13 protein-coding genes and 1 pseudogene are annotated in these 16,850 nt (G+C 32.1%); 7 read left to right on the top strand and 7 right to left on the bottom strand.

The window, feature by feature from the left end; translation table 11 throughout:
- The first annotated feature begins 7 nt into the window (after window positions 1-7).
- On the top strand, window positions 8-706 hold the full coding sequence (gene cybH, locus CCUN_RS06870; protein WP_027305892.1) for a Ni/Fe-hydrogenase, b-type cytochrome subunit: 699 nt from the start codon (window positions 8-10) through the stop codon (window positions 704-706).
- Complete coding sequence (locus CCUN_RS06865) at window positions 703-1,239, top strand: HyaD/HybD family hydrogenase maturation endopeptidase (protein WP_027305893.1); 537 nt, start codon at window positions 703-705, stop codon at window positions 1,237-1,239. The genes cybH and CCUN_RS06865 overlap by 4 nt, the downstream gene beginning before the upstream one ends.
- A 431-nt stretch (window positions 1,240-1,670) precedes the next feature.
- Here CCUN_RS06865 and CCUN_RS06860 read toward each other — a convergent pair whose 3' ends face one another.
- The 3 genes from CCUN_RS06860 to CCUN_RS06850 all read right to left on the bottom strand — a co-directional run bounded on the left by CCUN_RS06860 (window position 1,671) and on the right by CCUN_RS06850 (window position 4,733).
- Window positions 1,671-2,126: a DUF411 domain-containing protein gene (locus tag CCUN_RS06860; protein WP_027305894.1), complete on the bottom strand. Its 456-nt coding sequence runs from the start codon at window positions 2,124-2,126 to the stop codon at window positions 1,671-1,673.
- A gap of 603 nt (window positions 2,127-2,729) precedes the next feature.
- Window positions 2,730-3,770 carry a CNNM domain-containing protein gene (locus CCUN_RS06855; RefSeq protein ID WP_035175843.1) on the bottom strand — a complete coding sequence of 347 codons (1,041 nt, stop codon included), beginning with the start codon at window positions 3,768-3,770 and terminating at the stop codon, window positions 2,730-2,732.
- Window positions 3,771-4,733 (bottom strand): CNNM domain-containing protein, encoded by a 963-nt coding sequence (locus CCUN_RS06850; RefSeq protein WP_051521716.1) that lies wholly within the window; start codon window positions 4,731-4,733, stop codon window positions 3,771-3,773.
- Window positions 4,734-5,085: 352 nt separating this feature from the next.
- Between CCUN_RS06850 and CCUN_RS06845 the strand changes: the two genes are divergently transcribed.
- The 3 genes from CCUN_RS06845 to CCUN_RS06835 all read left to right on the top strand — a co-directional run bounded on the left by CCUN_RS06845 (window position 5,086) and on the right by CCUN_RS06835 (window position 9,849).
- Window positions 5,086-6,540 carry a DASS family sodium-coupled anion symporter gene (locus tag CCUN_RS06845; protein ID WP_027305895.1) on the top strand — a complete coding sequence of 485 codons (1,455 nt, stop codon included), beginning with the start codon at window positions 5,086-5,088 and terminating at the stop codon, window positions 6,538-6,540.
- 299 nt (window positions 6,541-6,839) lie between these two features.
- Window positions 6,840-8,402, top strand: coding sequence for an McrB family protein (locus CCUN_RS06840; protein WP_051521717.1), 1,563 nt, complete (start codon window positions 6,840-6,842; stop codon window positions 8,400-8,402).
- Window positions 8,383-9,849 (top strand): McrC family protein, encoded by a 1,467-nt coding sequence (locus tag CCUN_RS06835; RefSeq protein ID WP_027305896.1) that lies wholly within the window; start codon window positions 8,383-8,385, stop codon window positions 9,847-9,849. Before CCUN_RS06840 ends, CCUN_RS06835 begins: the two co-directional genes overlap by 20 nt.
- Before the next feature lie 79 nt (window positions 9,850-9,928).
- On the opposite strand, the gene CCUN_RS06830 is transcribed toward CCUN_RS06835, so the two are convergent.
- From CCUN_RS06830 to CCUN_RS06820, 3 genes are read right to left on the bottom strand one after another with little or no spacing between them, the layout of a single operon-like run.
- Window positions 9,929-10,735, bottom strand: coding sequence for a metal ABC transporter permease (locus CCUN_RS06830; RefSeq protein ID WP_027305897.1), 807 nt, complete (start codon window positions 10,733-10,735; stop codon window positions 9,929-9,931).
- A complete protein-coding gene (locus tag CCUN_RS06825) occupies window positions 10,728-11,570 on the bottom strand; it encodes a metal ABC transporter ATP-binding protein (RefSeq protein WP_027305898.1) in 843 nt (280 codons plus the stop codon). Before CCUN_RS06825 ends, CCUN_RS06830 begins: the two co-directional genes overlap by 8 nt.
- Window positions 11,571-11,579: 9 nt before the next feature.
- The gene (locus tag CCUN_RS06820; RefSeq protein WP_027305899.1) at window positions 11,580-12,431 is read right to left on the bottom strand and encodes a metal ABC transporter solute-binding protein, Zn/Mn family; all 852 of its coding nucleotides are present in this window, start codon (window positions 12,429-12,431) and stop codon (window positions 11,580-11,582) included.
- A 155-nt stretch (window positions 12,432-12,586) separates the two neighbouring features.
- Between CCUN_RS06820 and CCUN_RS06815 the strand changes: the two genes are divergently transcribed.
- Complete coding sequence (locus CCUN_RS06815) at window positions 12,587-14,584, top strand: methyl-accepting chemotaxis protein (RefSeq protein ID WP_027305900.1); 1,998 nt, start codon at window positions 12,587-12,589, stop codon at window positions 14,582-14,584.
- A gap of 435 nt (window positions 14,585-15,019) precedes the next feature.
- Window positions 15,020-15,124 (top strand): annotated as a pseudogene (locus CCUN_RS10175) (A/G-specific adenine glycosylase); the annotation flags it as partial.
- Between the two features lie 77 nt (window positions 15,125-15,201).
- On the opposite strand, the gene CCUN_RS06810 reads toward CCUN_RS10175, so the two are convergent.
- Window positions 15,202-16,842, bottom strand: coding sequence for a methyl-accepting chemotaxis protein (locus CCUN_RS06810; RefSeq protein WP_027306553.1), 1,641 nt, complete (start codon window positions 16,840-16,842; stop codon window positions 15,202-15,204).
- Window positions 16,843-16,850 lie beyond the last annotated feature (8 nt).

Genomic DNA, 16,850 nt, shown 5'->3' with positions numbered 1-16,850 from the left:
GGCTTTTATGCAAAATCAAAATTCAGAACAAAAATTGCAAAGAAAAGCTGAATATGAATTTAGTATAGGTTTGCGTTTGACGCATTGGGTTAGAGCCATTTGCATTGTGATTCTAGTAGGAACAGGTTTTTATCTTTCTTATGTGTTTCAAGCTCCTATACAAACAGGAGAGCCGACGAATTTTATGCAAGCAAAATACCGCTTAGTTCATCAAGCTGTAGGCTTTGTTCTTATAGGTTGTATTATATTTAAAATTTATCTTTTTCTTTTCGATAAAATAAGTCGCAAAGAAAGAATAAGTTTTTTGGATATTTTTAATATCAAACTTTGGATACAGCAGCTTAAATTCTATATGTTTTTAGGCAAACATCCTCATTTAAGAGGTGTTTATAATCCTTTGCAATTTGTAACTTATTTTTTCTTTTATATGGTGATTCTTGGTATTATTTTAACAGGACTCGTTCTTTATACTCACACTTATCATGAGGGTTTGGGAGGAACTTTATATAATGTACTTAGACCTATTGAGGCTATGCTTGGAGGACTTGCTGAAGTGAGGACTTATCATAGAATTTTAATGTGGGTCATTTTGATTTTTGTGCCTGTGCATATTTATATGGCAGTCTTTAATGCGGTTAAAGGAAAAGATGGTGGCTTAGATGCTATTGTCAGTGGATATAAATTTGTCAAAGAAGAAAAACATTGAAATTTCTTGTTTTAGGCATTGGAAATATTATGTTTGCAGATGAAGGCTTAGGCGTTCATCTTTGCAAACAAATCCAAAAAAATTATAGTTTTTCTCATCCCACTTCAAGTATAGATTTTGTTGATGGCGGGACTCTAGCCTTGCAATTAAGCACTATTATTGTTCAATATGATAAAATGATAGTGCTTGATTGTATTGATGCAGATGATTCAAAAATAGGAGATGTGTTTTTTTTCCCTTATGAGGCTATGCCTAAAAAAATTCATTGGAGCGGAAGTGCCCATGAAGTAGAAATGCTTCAGACCTTGCAATACATAGAATTACTCGGCGACCTTCCTCAAACCCAAATTCTAGCTTGCATTCCAAAGCGTATAGAAGAAATGAGCTTTGAGCTTTCCGATGAAATTGTCAAAGCTGCTAAAATTATGGTAAAAATTCTGCTTGATTTTTTAAGCAAAGAAGGTTTTAGCTATGAAAAAATTGCTGATTATTCTTTAAGAGAGCTTGCTCAAAATTCTTATAAAATTTATTAATAAATTACAATAAAATACTTTATTTAAAAAAATGTTGTAAAACATATATAAAAATAAACTACAAAATATTTTCTTATTAAGTCTTAAATTTTATAAAAAGAATGGTGAAATTTACAAAAGACTTATATATTAAAAACACTTGAAACAAGAGATTTACTAAAAATGAGTTAAAAATTAGTTTTATTGTAATTCTTATGCAGTATTTATCATTGTATTTTAACTTTTTTTATTACAAAGATTCTAGTTTTTTGGTAAGAAGCATATTTATAAGGTATATTTTAGGCGTAATTTAAGCCATTAAAAAAACGAATGCTTATTTATCAATCTTGCAAAAAGATTTAAACAGATAAAAATCTAACTTGTTTCAATATATAAAAATAGATGGATTGCCTATCGATAAAAAAATAAATGTTTGCAAATCCAAATTTAAATTACAATCCCTTTTGAGTGAGCTCATCTCCTTTAAAATACCCATAAAGTTTGTGCGAACCATCTTTAAAAAGCAAAATGACAGGATATTCTTCTGTGTTGTCTCCTTGCTCCATACCCGGACTTCCCAAAGGCATACCCGGTGCAGAAATTCCTATCACATTTTTAGGTTTGTTTTCTAAAAGCCATTTTATAGCACTTTGAGGCACATGTCCTTCGATAACATAGCCTTGTATTATGCCTGTGTGGCAACTTTGGTATTGTGGTTTTATGTGATATTCATCTTTAATTTTGTAAAAATCTCTTGTTTTGATAAATTTAATTTCATAGTCTTTCTTCTGCATATAATCAGCCCAAGATTCACAACAACCACAACTTGGACTTAAATGAAGCTCTATAAAATAATCATTTGCAAAAAGATTGAGTGCTAAAAATGAGCTTAAGAGATATTTTTTCATTAATTTTTCCTTAGTTTCAAATATGAAAATTATACAAATAAATTGATAAATTCATTCTATAAATTATAGAAATTTTTATAAAAAATGCAAAAAATTTACAAGTAAAATTCTAAAATTTAATATTTAAAATTTGATATTTTATCCTTACAAAACTCAAAATCAATTTCTTTAAATTTTAAATCTATTTTTGCATTGTCTGGTGACGAGAACTTTGTTTTTGATGAAGAACATTCTTAAATAGGGGGGGGGCTATTTTTTGTAAAATGTGATTGATTTTAAATTTTAACTCAATTTTGCTTTTAAAATTTCTTAAATCAAAACATCATTTATTCTTTTGATAGATAAATTTTATTTAAAATGCTTTAATCAAAGCAAGGATTGTTAATATTAAAAAAATGAGTTTTTTATACATTTTATCAATTTTTTAACATTAAATCTTAATTTTATATTAAAATCAAAGTGATGATAAAAGAGCAAAAAATTTCAAAACCTAAGTTATAAAATTAAGAATAAGTCATAAAATCAAAAATTTGCAATAAGATTTGACAAAAACCCGCTTAATGATAAGAAAATTTGTCAATTTAAGCCTTGAAAAAGGCTCAATCATATCTTTTTGATTTTATTTAAAAAATTAAAGCGGTCTAGTTTTTCTTTGGCAACTTTTTGCATATCCGCAGCCTCGTCAAATTCATCAACAATTTCTTTACCCAAAAGCGTTTCTATAGCATCTTCAAGGGTTACAACTCCGGCAAATTGAGCGTATCTGTCTTGCACGATAAAGAGCTTTTCTTGTTTGAGTATAAAAAGATTGATTAAATTGAGCACATTGAGATTTGAAGGCACGATATAAGCGGGTTTCATCAAATCAACAATTTTTTTCTCTTTGTGGCTTTTTGCTGTTTTTAGAATTTTTGTCGTTTGCACGACGCCGATGATGGTATCAAGATTTTGCATATAGACAAGAATGCAAGAATGATTATGCAGACCTTGAGTGTTTAAAGCTTCTTGCACAGAGCAATTATAAGGCAAAGCCACGACAACACTTCGCGGTGTGAGTATATCTATAACTTTATAATTTTTAAGCTGGAGTAAATTTTCTATGATATTTTCTTCATTTTTTGAGATGGAGCCGCTCTTTTGTCCCATTTGACTTGCGATTAAAATTTCATCACGTGCTATGAGTAAGTCCCCGCTTGTTTTCACAAAATGCGTGATGAGTTTTGCAATCTTCACAAAGGGTTTGGTGATTTTTAAAAGATAATGTATGCCTAAAATAACATAAACAGCTAAATTTTTCCAATAAGTCGCTCCTATGGTTTTAGGTAAAATTTCAGAAAAATAAATCAAAATGATAGTCAGTAAGGTCGCACCTAAAGCTTGATATTGCAAACCAAAAATATGGGCAACTTCAATCCCAACCCCTGTGGCGGCAGCGGTGGTAGCAAAGGTATTGAGCACTAAAATCGCACCTTCTGCATCATCGACATTATTTTTAAGATATTTTAAATAAGCTCCGATTTTAGGATTTTTTTTAGAAAAACTATTGACAAAAGAAGGAGTGATGCTTAAAAAAACAGATTCCATAATGGAGCATAAAAAAGTAAAAACAATGGCTATAAGACAATAAAGAATCAAAAGAAACATTTAATCCTCCCTTTGTAAATTTCTAACCCCAAGCACTGCTTCAATCACATCATTTAAACTCACAATGCCTATGATTTTTTCTGTTTGAGTTTTTTCTACAACTAAAAACAAATGCTCTTTTTGTGTGATAAATTTTTCTAACAAATCGAGCAAAGCCATATTTGAATCCACTTTTGTGATTGTTTTAGCTATGCTTTTTAATGTTTGTTTTTCTTTATTTTCAAGACTTTTTTGCAAAATATTTTGTTTATAGACAAGAGAGTTGATTTGATTTTTTTCATCGTATAAAGGAATGCGAGAAAATTTAAGCTTTTTTAAGGATTCTTCAATGCTTGTTTGCTCATCGAGGGCAAAAATTCTTTCTTTAGGAGTCATAATGTCTTTAACACTAAGATTTTTTTGCAAGAGTAAATGTTCTAAAATATCGCTTTCAAGTTCATTGATTGAACCGCTTTTTTCACCGAGCTCCGTAATGGCTAGAATTTCATCACGAGTCATTTGATTGTTTTTATTTTTTTTAAATGCATAAGTGATAATTCTTGAAATATAAACCAAAGGAAAAGTGAGACAATAAAGAAAAACAATACAATAAGACGCGGGTAAAACAAGGATTTTATAATAAGTCGCCCCTATGGTTTTAGGTAAAATTTCAGAAAAATAAAGTATGCATAGAGTCATAAACAAAGCCACAAAACCCTGCCAAGTTTCGCCAAAAATTTCTACAGCTTGAGCCCCCACTCCTGCTGCACCAACGGTGTTAGCAAAGGTATTGACCACTAAAATTGCACCGATAGAATTGTCGATATTTGCTTTTAAATGCTTGATGATTTTGCCGCTTTTTAAATGTTTTCGAGCATAACTTTCCATAAAAGAAGGCGTGATAGAAAGCAAAACCGCTTCTAAAATAGAGCAAATAAAAGAAACCACAACGGCTAATAAAAAATAAAAAATCAACCAAAACATCAATGACTTTCTCAATAAATTTTAAATTTTTTCAAAATATTAGCACAAAAATAAAATTTTTTGTAAATTTAATCTTAATAATTTTGTTTTTTAATCAAGCCATCAAAAAATTTAAAACGATTTTTAAAATATAAAAATATAAAGCAAATATTTATAAATAAAAACAAAACAATATCATAACAAGACAGCCTAAAAAAATTACAAAAAAAGCTAATTTTACATCGTTTAATGCAAATATTTTTTTGCATTCTAAAATTAAATTATTTTAAGTTTAAAGTAATATAATATTGCGTTTAAAATTTTGTGTTGCCTCAAAGCAATCATAAAAAACAAAGGAAAGGAAATTTAGGTAATGAATTATGTCAAATTGTTATTACCGGTTATTGTGGCTGTAGTGATTTTTATCCTACCTACACCCGATGGGCTTAGTTTTAATGCGTGGCTCTATTTTGCCATTTTTATGGGCGTTGTTGTAGGGCTTATTTTAGAGCCTGTACCACCGGCTTTGGTCGGACTCATTGGCGTTGGGATTTGTATTTGGTTTAGAATAGGACCTGCGGGAAGCGGGGCAGTTGATGCAAATGTCAAACCTGCTGCAGCCATATCTTGGGGCTTAGCGGGCTTTTCAGATGCGACCATTTGGCTGATTTTTGCAGCCTTTATGATAGGACTTGGTTACCAAAAAAGCGGACTTGGTAGAAGAATCGCCCTCATTTTGCTTCGTGCTTTAGGCAAGACAACTCTAGGACTTGGCTATGCTATCGCAATTGCCGATGGAATTTTAGCTCCTTTTATCCCTTCAAATTCAGCAAGAAGTGGTGGGACTCTCTATCCTATAGTAAGCTCGATTCCTCCTATGCTTGGAAGTCTTCCCGATAAAGAGCCACGTAAAGTGGGTGGATACTTAGTTTGGGTGTCTTTGGCTGCCACTTGCGTCACAAGCTCAATGTTCTTTACCGGACTTGCACCAAACCTCCTTGCGATGACAACAGCGGAAAAATCAGGCGTTGAAGTGATAAGCTGGATGGGCTGGTTTATGGCATTTTTACCTTGTGGGATTATCTTATTCTTAGCCACTCCTTTTTTGGCTTACATTTTCTATCCTCCAACTTCTAAAGGTTCTGCAGAAGCGGCACAATGGGCAAGAGATGAGTTAGAAAAACTTGGCAAAACAACTTTAAAAGAATGGCTTATGCTAGGTTTGGCTGTGTTTGCCCTTGTGCTTTGGATTTTTGGAGGCAGCTTCATTAACGCTACAGCTGTTGCACTCACCGTGATGATTGCTATGGTTTTATTAGGAATCGTAACTTGGCAAGACATTATCGGCAATAAAGCAGCGTGGAATGTTTTGGCGTGGTTTGGTTCTCTTGTAACTTTAGCGGGAGGCTTGAAAAATGTCGGATTCTTGGAGTTTGTTGGCAAACTTTGTGAAGCAAATTTGCAAGGTGTTGATCCAAGCACAGCGATGATTATCTTAGTCGTGCTTTTCTATTTACTCCACTACTTCTTTGCAAGCACAACAGCTCATGTTACTGCACTTTTAGCCTTGTTTATCACCATTGCTGCAAGTGTGAATCCTGACCCTGCTTATGTGAGAGAGGTGACACTCTATCTTATGCTTTCACTCGGTGTTATGGGCATCCTCACACCTTATGGAACGGGACCTTCGCCTGTGTGGTTTGGTTCGGGCTATGTGAGTGGAAAAGACTTTTGGAAGCTTGGCTTCATCTTTGGTATGATTTATTTGGTCGCAACCTTAGTCATCTGCATTCCTTGGGTGAAATACGTCGCTCACGCTTGGCTTTAAACTTCATTAAAGGCTATGTTTATAGCCTCACTCTATGCTTTCATAGAATCCCTTAGAGATTCTATGAAGCTCTATGATTTTGCTTGATTTTTATCTTTATCTTGTGATAAATTTCTCTAGCAATTACTGAATATGCATTTGTGCCGGATAATTTTTAATTATTACTGCCCGGCTCTTAAGGTGTGAGGAGAGCGGACAGCCTCACTAGTAACTATTTGTTCTTTTAGCTAAGCTTTCAAAATTTCTGCTTGATTTTGTTTTTTTGTTATAATAAGAAAAATTTTTTAAGGAGATATAAGATGACTCTTACAATAGAGGAAAGAAACCGATTTATAGAACTTTTAAGAGATTTTATTTCTCGTGTGGATGATTGCAGAAATACTGAGGGAACCGCGACAACTTCAGGATCAAAGCACAGGGAATTAGAAGAAGGATTTGATAAACTTGTTGAAAAGCTTGGTTACAAAACTCGCGTGAATTTTGGTAGCGGAAATCTAACAAAATATCCCTCTGTTAGCTTTTTTAGAGCAGATGTTATAGGAGAAGAATTTACGAATTCAAAGCTTTCTTTACAAGAAGGAATTTATATCTGGTTTTGCTATACAGCGAAAATACCGGCTTTTGTGTTAAAAATTCATGCGGCACAGAAATTTGAAACACAAGATTTTAATGCTAAGATATTTAAAACAATAGAACAGGAGAAGAATTTTAAATTTTTTAAAGATTATGATGATGATCATTGTTGTTTAGTGAGTGAGGATTTTGAGAAGGATAAGGATAAAATTATTGATAAATTTATAGAACTCTTTGAGTTTCTTAAAAGCTTTGATAAAGAGGAATTTAAAAAAAAATTTTTTGATAAAAAGGAAGAGACAAAGTTGTTAAGTCATGCCACTCTTAACCAAATTCTCTATGGACCTCCCGGGACAGGAAAGACCTATAGCACTATTGATAGGGCTTTAGAGATTTTGGGTTATAGCAAAGAAGATAGAAATGAGGCAAGAAAATTATTCAATGACTTCAAAGAAAAAGGACAAATTGCATTTATCACCTTTCATCAAAGCTATTCTTATGAGGAATTTGTTGAGGGAATTAAACCTAATTTAAGTGATAATAAAAGCGGACAAATCAGCTACGAAGTCAAAAATGGAATTTTTAAAGAACTTTGTAAGAAAGCAGAAAATGACAAAGAACACCCCTATATCTTAATCATTGATGAGATTAATCGTGGAAATATTTCTAAAATTTTAGGTGAGCTTATCACTTTGATTGAAGAAGATAAAAGAATGGGTGCGAAAGAGGAAATAAAGCTTAAACTGCCTTATAGTCAAGAGGAATTTGGAGTGCCAAAGAATCTTTATATCATTGGCACAATGAATACAGCAGACAGAAGCATAGCTTTCATGGATACAGCTTTACGCAGACGCTTTGAGTTCATTGAAATGATGCCAGAGCCAGAAAAATTAGAAGAAATAGAGGGAATTAAACTCAATGAACTCTTAAAAGCCATGAATGAACGTATAGAATTTTTGCTTGATAGAGAACACCTAATAGGACATGCCTTTTTTATGGATATAAAAAATTTAGAGGACTTAGAACAGGTCTTTAAAACAAAAATTATCTCTCTTTTGCAAGAGTATTTTTATGAGGATTATGCAAAGATAAAGGCTGTTTTAAATGATAATGGTATGATAGAAGAAGAAAATCAAGATTTTCTTACATCAGAAATTAAAGAGCTGGGCGATGAGGATAAAACAATTTATAAAATCGCTTCTTTTGATGATGGAATTCGGGAAAAAGCTAAGAAGAAGTATCAAAAAATTTATGATATGAAAGACGCAAATGAAGAAAATAAGAGCTGAAGTTATTGAATATCAAAGCTTTGACAAAGAGGAGCTAATGCGTCAAGCTAAAAAACAAGAACTTGAAAATCGGGCTGAAAAATTTTATAAAGAGCTTGAAAGTTTTGCAAAAGATGAGAATCATTCTTCCTTTTTGGGCTTTAAGAGCAAAGAGAGATTAAGGGTTAAAAATTATGTGGGCTTGATAGAGACAAAAAGCGGTGTTTTGGAGATTTATCCAAAAGTAGTTTTAGAAAACAAAAACAATGATTCTAGCTTAAAAAATTCTGAAGCAGAAAGCCAAAAAATGATGCACCGGCAAGAACTGCAGGAGAAACTCAAAAAAGCCTATAAATTTGAATATTCAAACGACATTCAAAGTCTAAAACCATCTTTTGATAAATTTCCAACTGATAAATTTCCAAATCCCAAATTACTTTTAATTGAACTTCTTAGGACTCTAAAAAATAGCCCTTTTAAAGAGAGCAGACTCTCTTCTTTAAAATCCGAAAAAATGCCTTTGTTTGATATTTTCATTTCTATGTTTTTACAAGAACTTGAAATGATTTTTAAAAAGGGTTTTAAACGCGATTATGTAAGCATTGAGGAAAATAGAACTTTTCTTAAGGGCAAATTGCTTTTTGCTCAAAATTTAAAATACAACTTCATTCACAAAGAGCGATTTTTCACTCAAAGCAATGAATTTATCCTAAACAATCCCGCAAATCGTCTTATAAAATCCACTCTTGCTTTATTAAAGACCAAAACAAAAAATTACGAATCCGATATAAAAAATTTTTTAGAAAGATTAGAATGCGTGGAATTTTCAAAAAATTTCAAAAAGGATTTTCTGCAATGTCAGCAAACAAGGCATTATGATTATTATAAGAACTTGCTTTCTTGGTGTCAGCTTTTCTTAAAAGGAAAGACTTTCACACCCTATCAAGGAGAGGACAAAGCTTATGCCTTGCTCTTTCCTATGGAGAAGCTTTTTGAGGATTATGTGGCTGCTATGTTTAAAAGAAGCAACCCTAAAAGAAGCAATCCCGCTTTAGAAATCACAGCACAAGTGCGTCATAAAAACATGCTTATTGATGTTAATGATGACAAACAAGAAGATGGCAAACAAGGACTTTTTCCTTTAAAGCCAGATTTACTGATAGAAAAAAATCATAAAAAAATCATCGCAGATACAAAATGGAAAATTCCAAACAATGATGAGAAATTTGGCATTTCCCAAAGCGATTTGTATCAAGTCTTTGCCTATGCGAAATTTTATGGTGCAAAAGAAGTTTGGCTCATTTATCCATTTTGTGAGAGAACAAAGGATTTAAAAGAAAAAATGTCCCAAAAAGAATGGGTTTTTAATGAGGAACAAGAAACTTGCAAACAAGCAGAGAATTCACAAGATATAAATAAAAATCCAAACATACACCTCAAGGTCTATTTCGCACCCTTACCCTCTTAAAACAAGCCTTTAAAGCTAAAAAAGAAAACAGCAAACAAAAAAATTAAAGTCAAGCTTAGCTTAGAACTTGTTTTTCTTCTTAAATTCTTTTTAAACTTTGAAATCCTAAATTAATGGCAAAAGCCATACAAGCTAAAATTATAATACAAGCACCACTTGCAAGATTAAGATAATAACTTAATCCAAGCCCTAAAATACAAAAAAGCATACTTAAAAGAGCTGATAAAATCATTAATTGTCCTAAATTTTTAGTGAAATTTTCAGCAATAAAGCTTGGAATACTCAATAAAGCCATGACCAAAATAAGTCCTACAAGCCTTATACAAATAACGATACAAAGGGCTATCATAGCGATTAAAAGATAATAAAAAAAACTTGTATTAATGCCCTTAACCTTGCTAAATTCTTTATCAAAACTTAAAATTTCAAATTGTCTGTAAAAAAGCATTATAAGCATTACAACTGCACCATCGACGCCAAACATAAGCACTAAATCAGACTTTGAAACAGCTAAAATGCTGCCAAATAAATAAGCCATTAAGTCATTTTGATAGCCCGGACTTAAATCAATCAGCACAATTCCAACAGCCATTCCAAAAGCCCAAATTACAGCGATAATGCTATCACTTCTATGCTCATAATGTTGGCTTAAAAATGCGAGTAAAAAGGCTAAAAAGAGGGTAAAAATGCTTGTGCTTAATAAAATCGGCAAAGAAAAATAAAAAGCAATCCCTATGCCCCCAAAAGCTCCATGAGTGATGCCCCCTGCCATTGAAAAAAGGCGATTAACCATAATCAAAGCCCCCATAACTCCGCAAGCTATGCTCACCAAAAAAGCGGCTAAAAGTGCATTTTGAAAAAAGTCAAAACCTAAAAGCTCAAGCATGATTTATCTCAAACTTTGGTTTAAAAATTTTACTCCTAAAAGAACTTTTTTGCCTTTTTGCAAATTCTTCTTCACAGGCTTTTCTGTCCTCGCAATTTTCATTAAGACAGGAATTTAAACTCATTTCCACAGCACAAAAATGCGAGTGTTTTTCATATAAATGCTTTAAAAACGCACCTTTTTGCTCCTCTTTGGTATTAGAATGCAAAAAGAGTTCTTTGTCCAAATAAGCAATCTTATCACTATAAGCAAGCACGAGATTAATATCGTGGCAAACAACGAGTATGCCGATACCTTTTTGATGCAAATCATTTAAAAGCTCAAAAATCTGCACCGCTCCCTTGCTATCAACACTTGCTGTAGGTTCATCTAAAATAAGCATTTTACATTCATCAACAAGGGCTCTTGCAATGAAAATTCTTTGTCTTTGTCCCCCGCTTAATTCATCGATTCTTTTATTCCAAAATTCTTTCATACCAACCTTATCCAAAGCGTTTAAAGCCCTTTGTTTATCTTTTTTTGTATAAAAGCCAAATTTTTTTTTACTGATTAAACCCATAAGCACAATCTCAAGCACCCTTGCAGGAAAATGAGAATTAGCCAAGCTGTGTTGAGGGACATAGCCTATGTCTTTTTTTTCAAGGGAAAAAAATTTAATATTATGTTTTTTGTTTTCAAGCAAACCTAAAATCAATTTAATCAAAGTTGATTTTCCCGCCCCATTAGGTCCAATGACAGAAAAAAAATCCTTGCTATCATAACTTAAATGGATATTTTTTAAAACAAGTTCATCTTCATAGGCGTAATTGAGTTTTGAAATTTCAAAAAAAACCATTATTTTACTTTATTTTAAGCTATCAGCCAAAATTTTAGCACTCTTTTTAAGCTCATTTTCCCAATCAAACGCAAGATGATTGATAGAAATTATATTCGCACCGCATTCTTTAGCTAAGGTTTTTGCAGCATTTTCAGGAAAACCCGGCTGAACAAAGATGACTTTGATATTTTTTTCTTTTGCAAGTTTAATGAGTCGTTGCAAATCTTTGATTTTTGGCTCTTTAGCTTCAATCTCAACAGGAATTTGCTCCAAACCATAAGCAGAGGCAAAATACCCCCAAGACGGGTGATAAACGATAAATTCCTTTTGCTTTATGTCTTTAAATTCAGTTTTGATTTGAAAATCAAGGGCGTCAAGTTCTTTTAAGAACTTTTCCCAATTTTTTTTATAAAGGGCTTTATTTTGCGGATATTTTTGGACTAATGCTTCAAAAATTGTCGTTGCCATAGTTTTAACTAAGAGGGGATTGAGCCAAGTGTGAATGTCTTTTTGTTCTTCATGTTCTCCTTCATGTGCATGTTCTTCATGAGAATGTTCTTCAAAGTCTTTCAGCTCTATATTTTTTTGCATATCTACAAAATTTAAGTTTTTAAAATTTTCTTTGAATTTAGGACTGAAAGCTTTTTCAAACTCCAAACCTATGGTAAAATAAATATCACTTTTTTCAAGCTCTTTCATAGAAGAGGGTTTGAGTTCAAAGGTATGCTCATCAGCATTTTGCTCAATCAAAGTGTTTATTTTTAAAGTATTTGCCGCAATTTTTTGCACGAAAAAAGCTTGCGGAGGAATGCTAACACTTACGATATTTTCGGCATTTAAAAACACACTCATGAGGCAAAATAAAAAAATTTTTTTCATTTTAATCCTTATTATAAGTTAAAAAATTCTAAATTGTAGCAAAATTATAACCTTTTTTAAATTAATTTTTCATTTTTTCATTTTTTTCATTTCTTTTTTTTTTTTTTTTGATATAATGAGTATATACAATTTATTTTATTGAAAAAGGAGAATTTATGACAAGGACATTAGGTGGAAAATTAATCTTATATATAGTAACTATATTTGTAGTAGTTATTGCTTTGGTTTTAGGCTTTAATTACAACAGCACTGCTTCTGAAATTAGAAGTCTTTATAGGAGTATCCAACAAGGTGTCCTTGATGCTTCTTATACGACAATCAATATCACAATGAATTTAGAAGCCCGACAACATTTAGAAGCTGTGGCTAAAGAAATTTTGTCTTTAGATAAAAACGATGTTTTATCTCAAAGAAAAATTTTATTTGAAACAGAATCGCTCATCAAATATCCTTCTATGTATATTGTTTATGATGACGATGGTGCGTTAATAGAAGAGAATTATGAAGAAAACAAAATGCAAAATCAACTTTCTCCTCATTTCACTCCTCCCAGAGAATTAAGACAAAGATTTTGGTATGTTGAAACTAAAAACAAAAGGGATTCAATCGTTACTCCTGTGTATGTTTCAGGAAGCGGAAAATATGAAGGACAGAAACTTGTTACCATTACTTATCCTTTGATTAAAAATGGAAAATTTATAGGAGTTTTAGGCGTTGATTTATTTATCAATGATTTTCAAAAAAGATTTGAAAATTTTGAAAGAAAAGAATTGCCTAGCTTACAAGTATATATTACAGATTCTTCGGGAAAGATTTTTTCTCATAGAAATGCAGCCATCGTTGAAAATCAAAACCCATTGCCACAAGAAATTAAATTGAAGGAATTGCTTAAAAATAATAAAGAAGGAGAATTTACTTATGAAGACCCCGAAGGAAATAATCGGATAGGATTTTACAGACAATTTCCTTTTGGTTGGACTATAGTATCGGGGGCAAGACTAGATGATTATACTGATGCGATTAATGAAATTTTCATAATGAGTTTGGCTGTATTTTTAGCAGTATTGATTATAAGTGCAGCGGTTTTATTCTTTATCATCAAAAAAATGACAGCTCCGATAGAACAAATCAAAATTTCGCTTTTAGGCTTATTCAAATACATCAACTACGAAACAAGCACAGCTCCTGCTCCTTTGCCTATCAAAGCCAACGACGAACTCGGTCAAATGGCAACAGCCATCAATGAAAACATTCGTCAAACCAAACTAGGTTTTGAACAAGACAATTCTGCTGTGAAAGAAGCTGTAGAAACAGTCGGCATTGTAGAATCAGGAAATCTCACAGCAAGAATCACATCCAATCCAAGAAATCCTCAACTCGTAGAACTCAAAAATGTACTCAATCGTCTCTTAGATGCTTTGCAAAATAGAGTAGGAAGTGATATGAATGCCATTCGCAGTGTCTTTGAAGAATACAAACGTCTAGACTTTAGAAATAAAATAGAAAATGCCACAGGAAATGTTGAGGTGACAACCAATGCTTTAGGAGAAGAAATCATTAAAATGCTAAGACAAAGTTCAGAATTTGCTAATGCCTTAGCAGGAGAAAGCACTAAACTCCAAACCGCAGTCCAATCTCTCACCTCCAGCTCTAATTCCCAAGCAGCTTCTTTAGAAGAAACCGCTGCAGCCTTAGAGCAAATCACTTCTTCTATGCAAAATGTCTCTCAAAAGACTAGTGATGTTATCACTCAAAGTGAAGACATTAAAAATGTTACAGGCATTATAGGAGATATAGCTGACCAAATCAATCTCCTCGCTCTTAATGCTGCCATTGAAGCAGCTCGTGCAGGAGAACATGGACGCGGCTTTGCTGTTGTGGCTGATGAAGTAAGAAAACTTGCTGAAAGGACTCAAAAGTCTTTGAGTGAGATAGAAGCCAATACAAATTTACTTGTGCAATCCATCAATGATATGGCTGAAAGCATTAAAGAACAAACTCAAGGCATCACTCAAATCAATGAGAGTGTTTCACAGATTGACCAAAGCACAAAAGACAATGTTGAAATCGCTAATGAATCTTCTATCATTGCTAATTCTGTTAGCACTATAGCAAACAACATCCTTGAAGATGTGAATAAAAAGAAATTCTAATACAAACCCTAGAAGCTTTCTAGGGTTTATTATAGACCTTATTTGTATAATTTTTAAAATCATTTTGTATTTGCAAATTTATCAATAAACTTAATATGAAATTGAAACAAATTTAAGATTAAAAACAATATTTATTCAGCATTTATTTTTTGAGTAAAATTTATATTAAGGTATTTTTGTATAATCAAAATGTTTTAAAATTACAGAAGCTGTTTTTCTAAAAGCTCCTATGTGGTGCGTTTAGAGATATAAAAAGCCTTTGATAGAGATTTGACATTAAAAAAGATTTTAAGAATTTTCAAAGCAAGATTAAAAGAAACTAAACGACAAATATATAAGCTTAGCAAAAGATTTAAACAGATTCTTTCAAAAGGATAAATCTTCTAAAAAGAATAAATTTTTATTCATTATAGAAATTTTGTTATACTCTAAACTATGCAAACACTTAAACATATGCAAGATGAATTAATATTTTGGTATGAAAAGAATGGACGCAAAGAACTTCCTTGGCGTAATTTGGGCGGTGAATTTTGTGATGAATATAACCTTGATGTAAATTGAGTTTATTTAAAATTTAATTAAAATTCCGCTCTTTTAAAAGAGCGGTTGTATCTGTTTTAAATTCTAAAAATTTTAATTTCATCTTGCAAATGATCGCTTACTTTTTTAAGCTCAAACATTGCTTGTTTATTTTCACTTACAGCTTGTTTGGTTTGCTCTGAAATATCTGCCATAGATATGACTTGTTTTTCAATTTCCTCCATAAGTTTAACTTGTTCAGCAACCTCTTTACTCACCTCTTCAGCTTTTAAAAGACTATCATTTGCTTGATTGTAAATCAAATCCACGCTATCTCTAATATCTTCACTAAGTTTTTGCCCCTTATTAATCAAAGGTATGGATTCTTCAATCGCATTTGCAGTGGCTACGGTTTCTTCTTGAATTTTTTTATTAATCACCGCAATTTGATTGGTTGCTCCGCCTGTTTTTTCAGCAAGTTTTCGAATTTCATCTGCGACAACCGCAAAACCTCTTCCCACCTCGCCCGCACGAGCCGCTTCAATGGCAGCATTAAGAGCAAGCAAATTCGTTTGGTCTGTAATTTCACTGATTAAATCCGTGCTTGTTCCTATGCTTTGTGCATGTTCGCTTAAAAATGAAATTTGTTCAGAAAGCTTAGCAGAATTATCCGCGATAATTTCCATTTGTGTGGCTGTATCCTCGACAGATTTTTTGTTGTTTTCACAAACTTCAGTGGTATTTTTGGAATTTTGCTCTGTTTCAAGCACAATTTGAGAAATATTTTGAGTTTTTTGAGTTGCTTCTTTGATTCTTAATGCAGATTCTTTAGAAGTTTGTCTTTGGATAATCATAGATTTTTCAGTTTCACTGATGCGTTTAACCACAAAATCTGTCTTTTCTTCAAGTTGCTTTGAAATGACAATCATTTTTTCAATGATGTTTTTAAGTTTTTCTTGCATTTTAGAAACAGAATAAAGTATGCTACTTTGCTCTTTGGTTTCAATTTTTTGAGTTAAATTTCCATTTGCAACCTCACTGATGATATGATTAACCTCACTTGGCTCACCGCCGACTAAATTTCTAATGTATCTCACAATAAAGTAAATGATAATTAAAGAAATCACAATTGCTATAACGATGATAAAAGACATAATGATTTTAAAAGAACTAATTTGCTTGAGTGCTGCTATGGTTAATTCATTGTTGAGTTGCTCTTCATAATCAATGAGTTTATTAATTTCTGCTAACCATACAATAAATTGAGCTCTTGCTGTATGAGCTAGAATTTTTTCTGCCTCTTCAATGTCGTTTTGATTGATTTTAGCAATGATTTCGGTATAAGTTTTAAACGTTTGTATTTTAATCTTTTCAATATTTGCAGCCATAGTTCTTATGTCTGTGTTTGCATGACCCTTGCTTAAAATTTCTTGTAAATTCTTTTCTGCATTTGTGTAATCATCTTCAAGTTTTTTAATTTGAGCGAGAGTTTTTTGTAAATCTTGTGCATCTGTTGCTAAAACAGCATCTCTAATCAAAATCGATCTATCATGGACACTTCCTCTAAAATTAATCGCTTGGCGCGAGAGTAAAGCATTTTCTCCAGTTGCTGTTGTAAGAATTGTATCTAAAGTATTGATTGTTATTAAACTAAAAAAAGCTATCATTAACATAACAATTATGATAAAAGCAAAACTTAAATAAAGTCTTGTAGAAATCCCAAAATTCTTCTTTTTCATAAAAAAAT

The sequence above is a fragment of the Campylobacter cuniculorum DSM 23162 = LMG 24588 genome (genome assembly GCF_002104335.1).
Classification (GTDB): domain Bacteria; phylum Campylobacterota; class Campylobacteria; order Campylobacterales; family Campylobacteraceae; genus Campylobacter_D; species Campylobacter_D cuniculorum.
The sequence above is the reverse complement of the archived record's forward strand: the minus strand, read 5'-3'. Positions and strand labels throughout refer to the sequence as shown.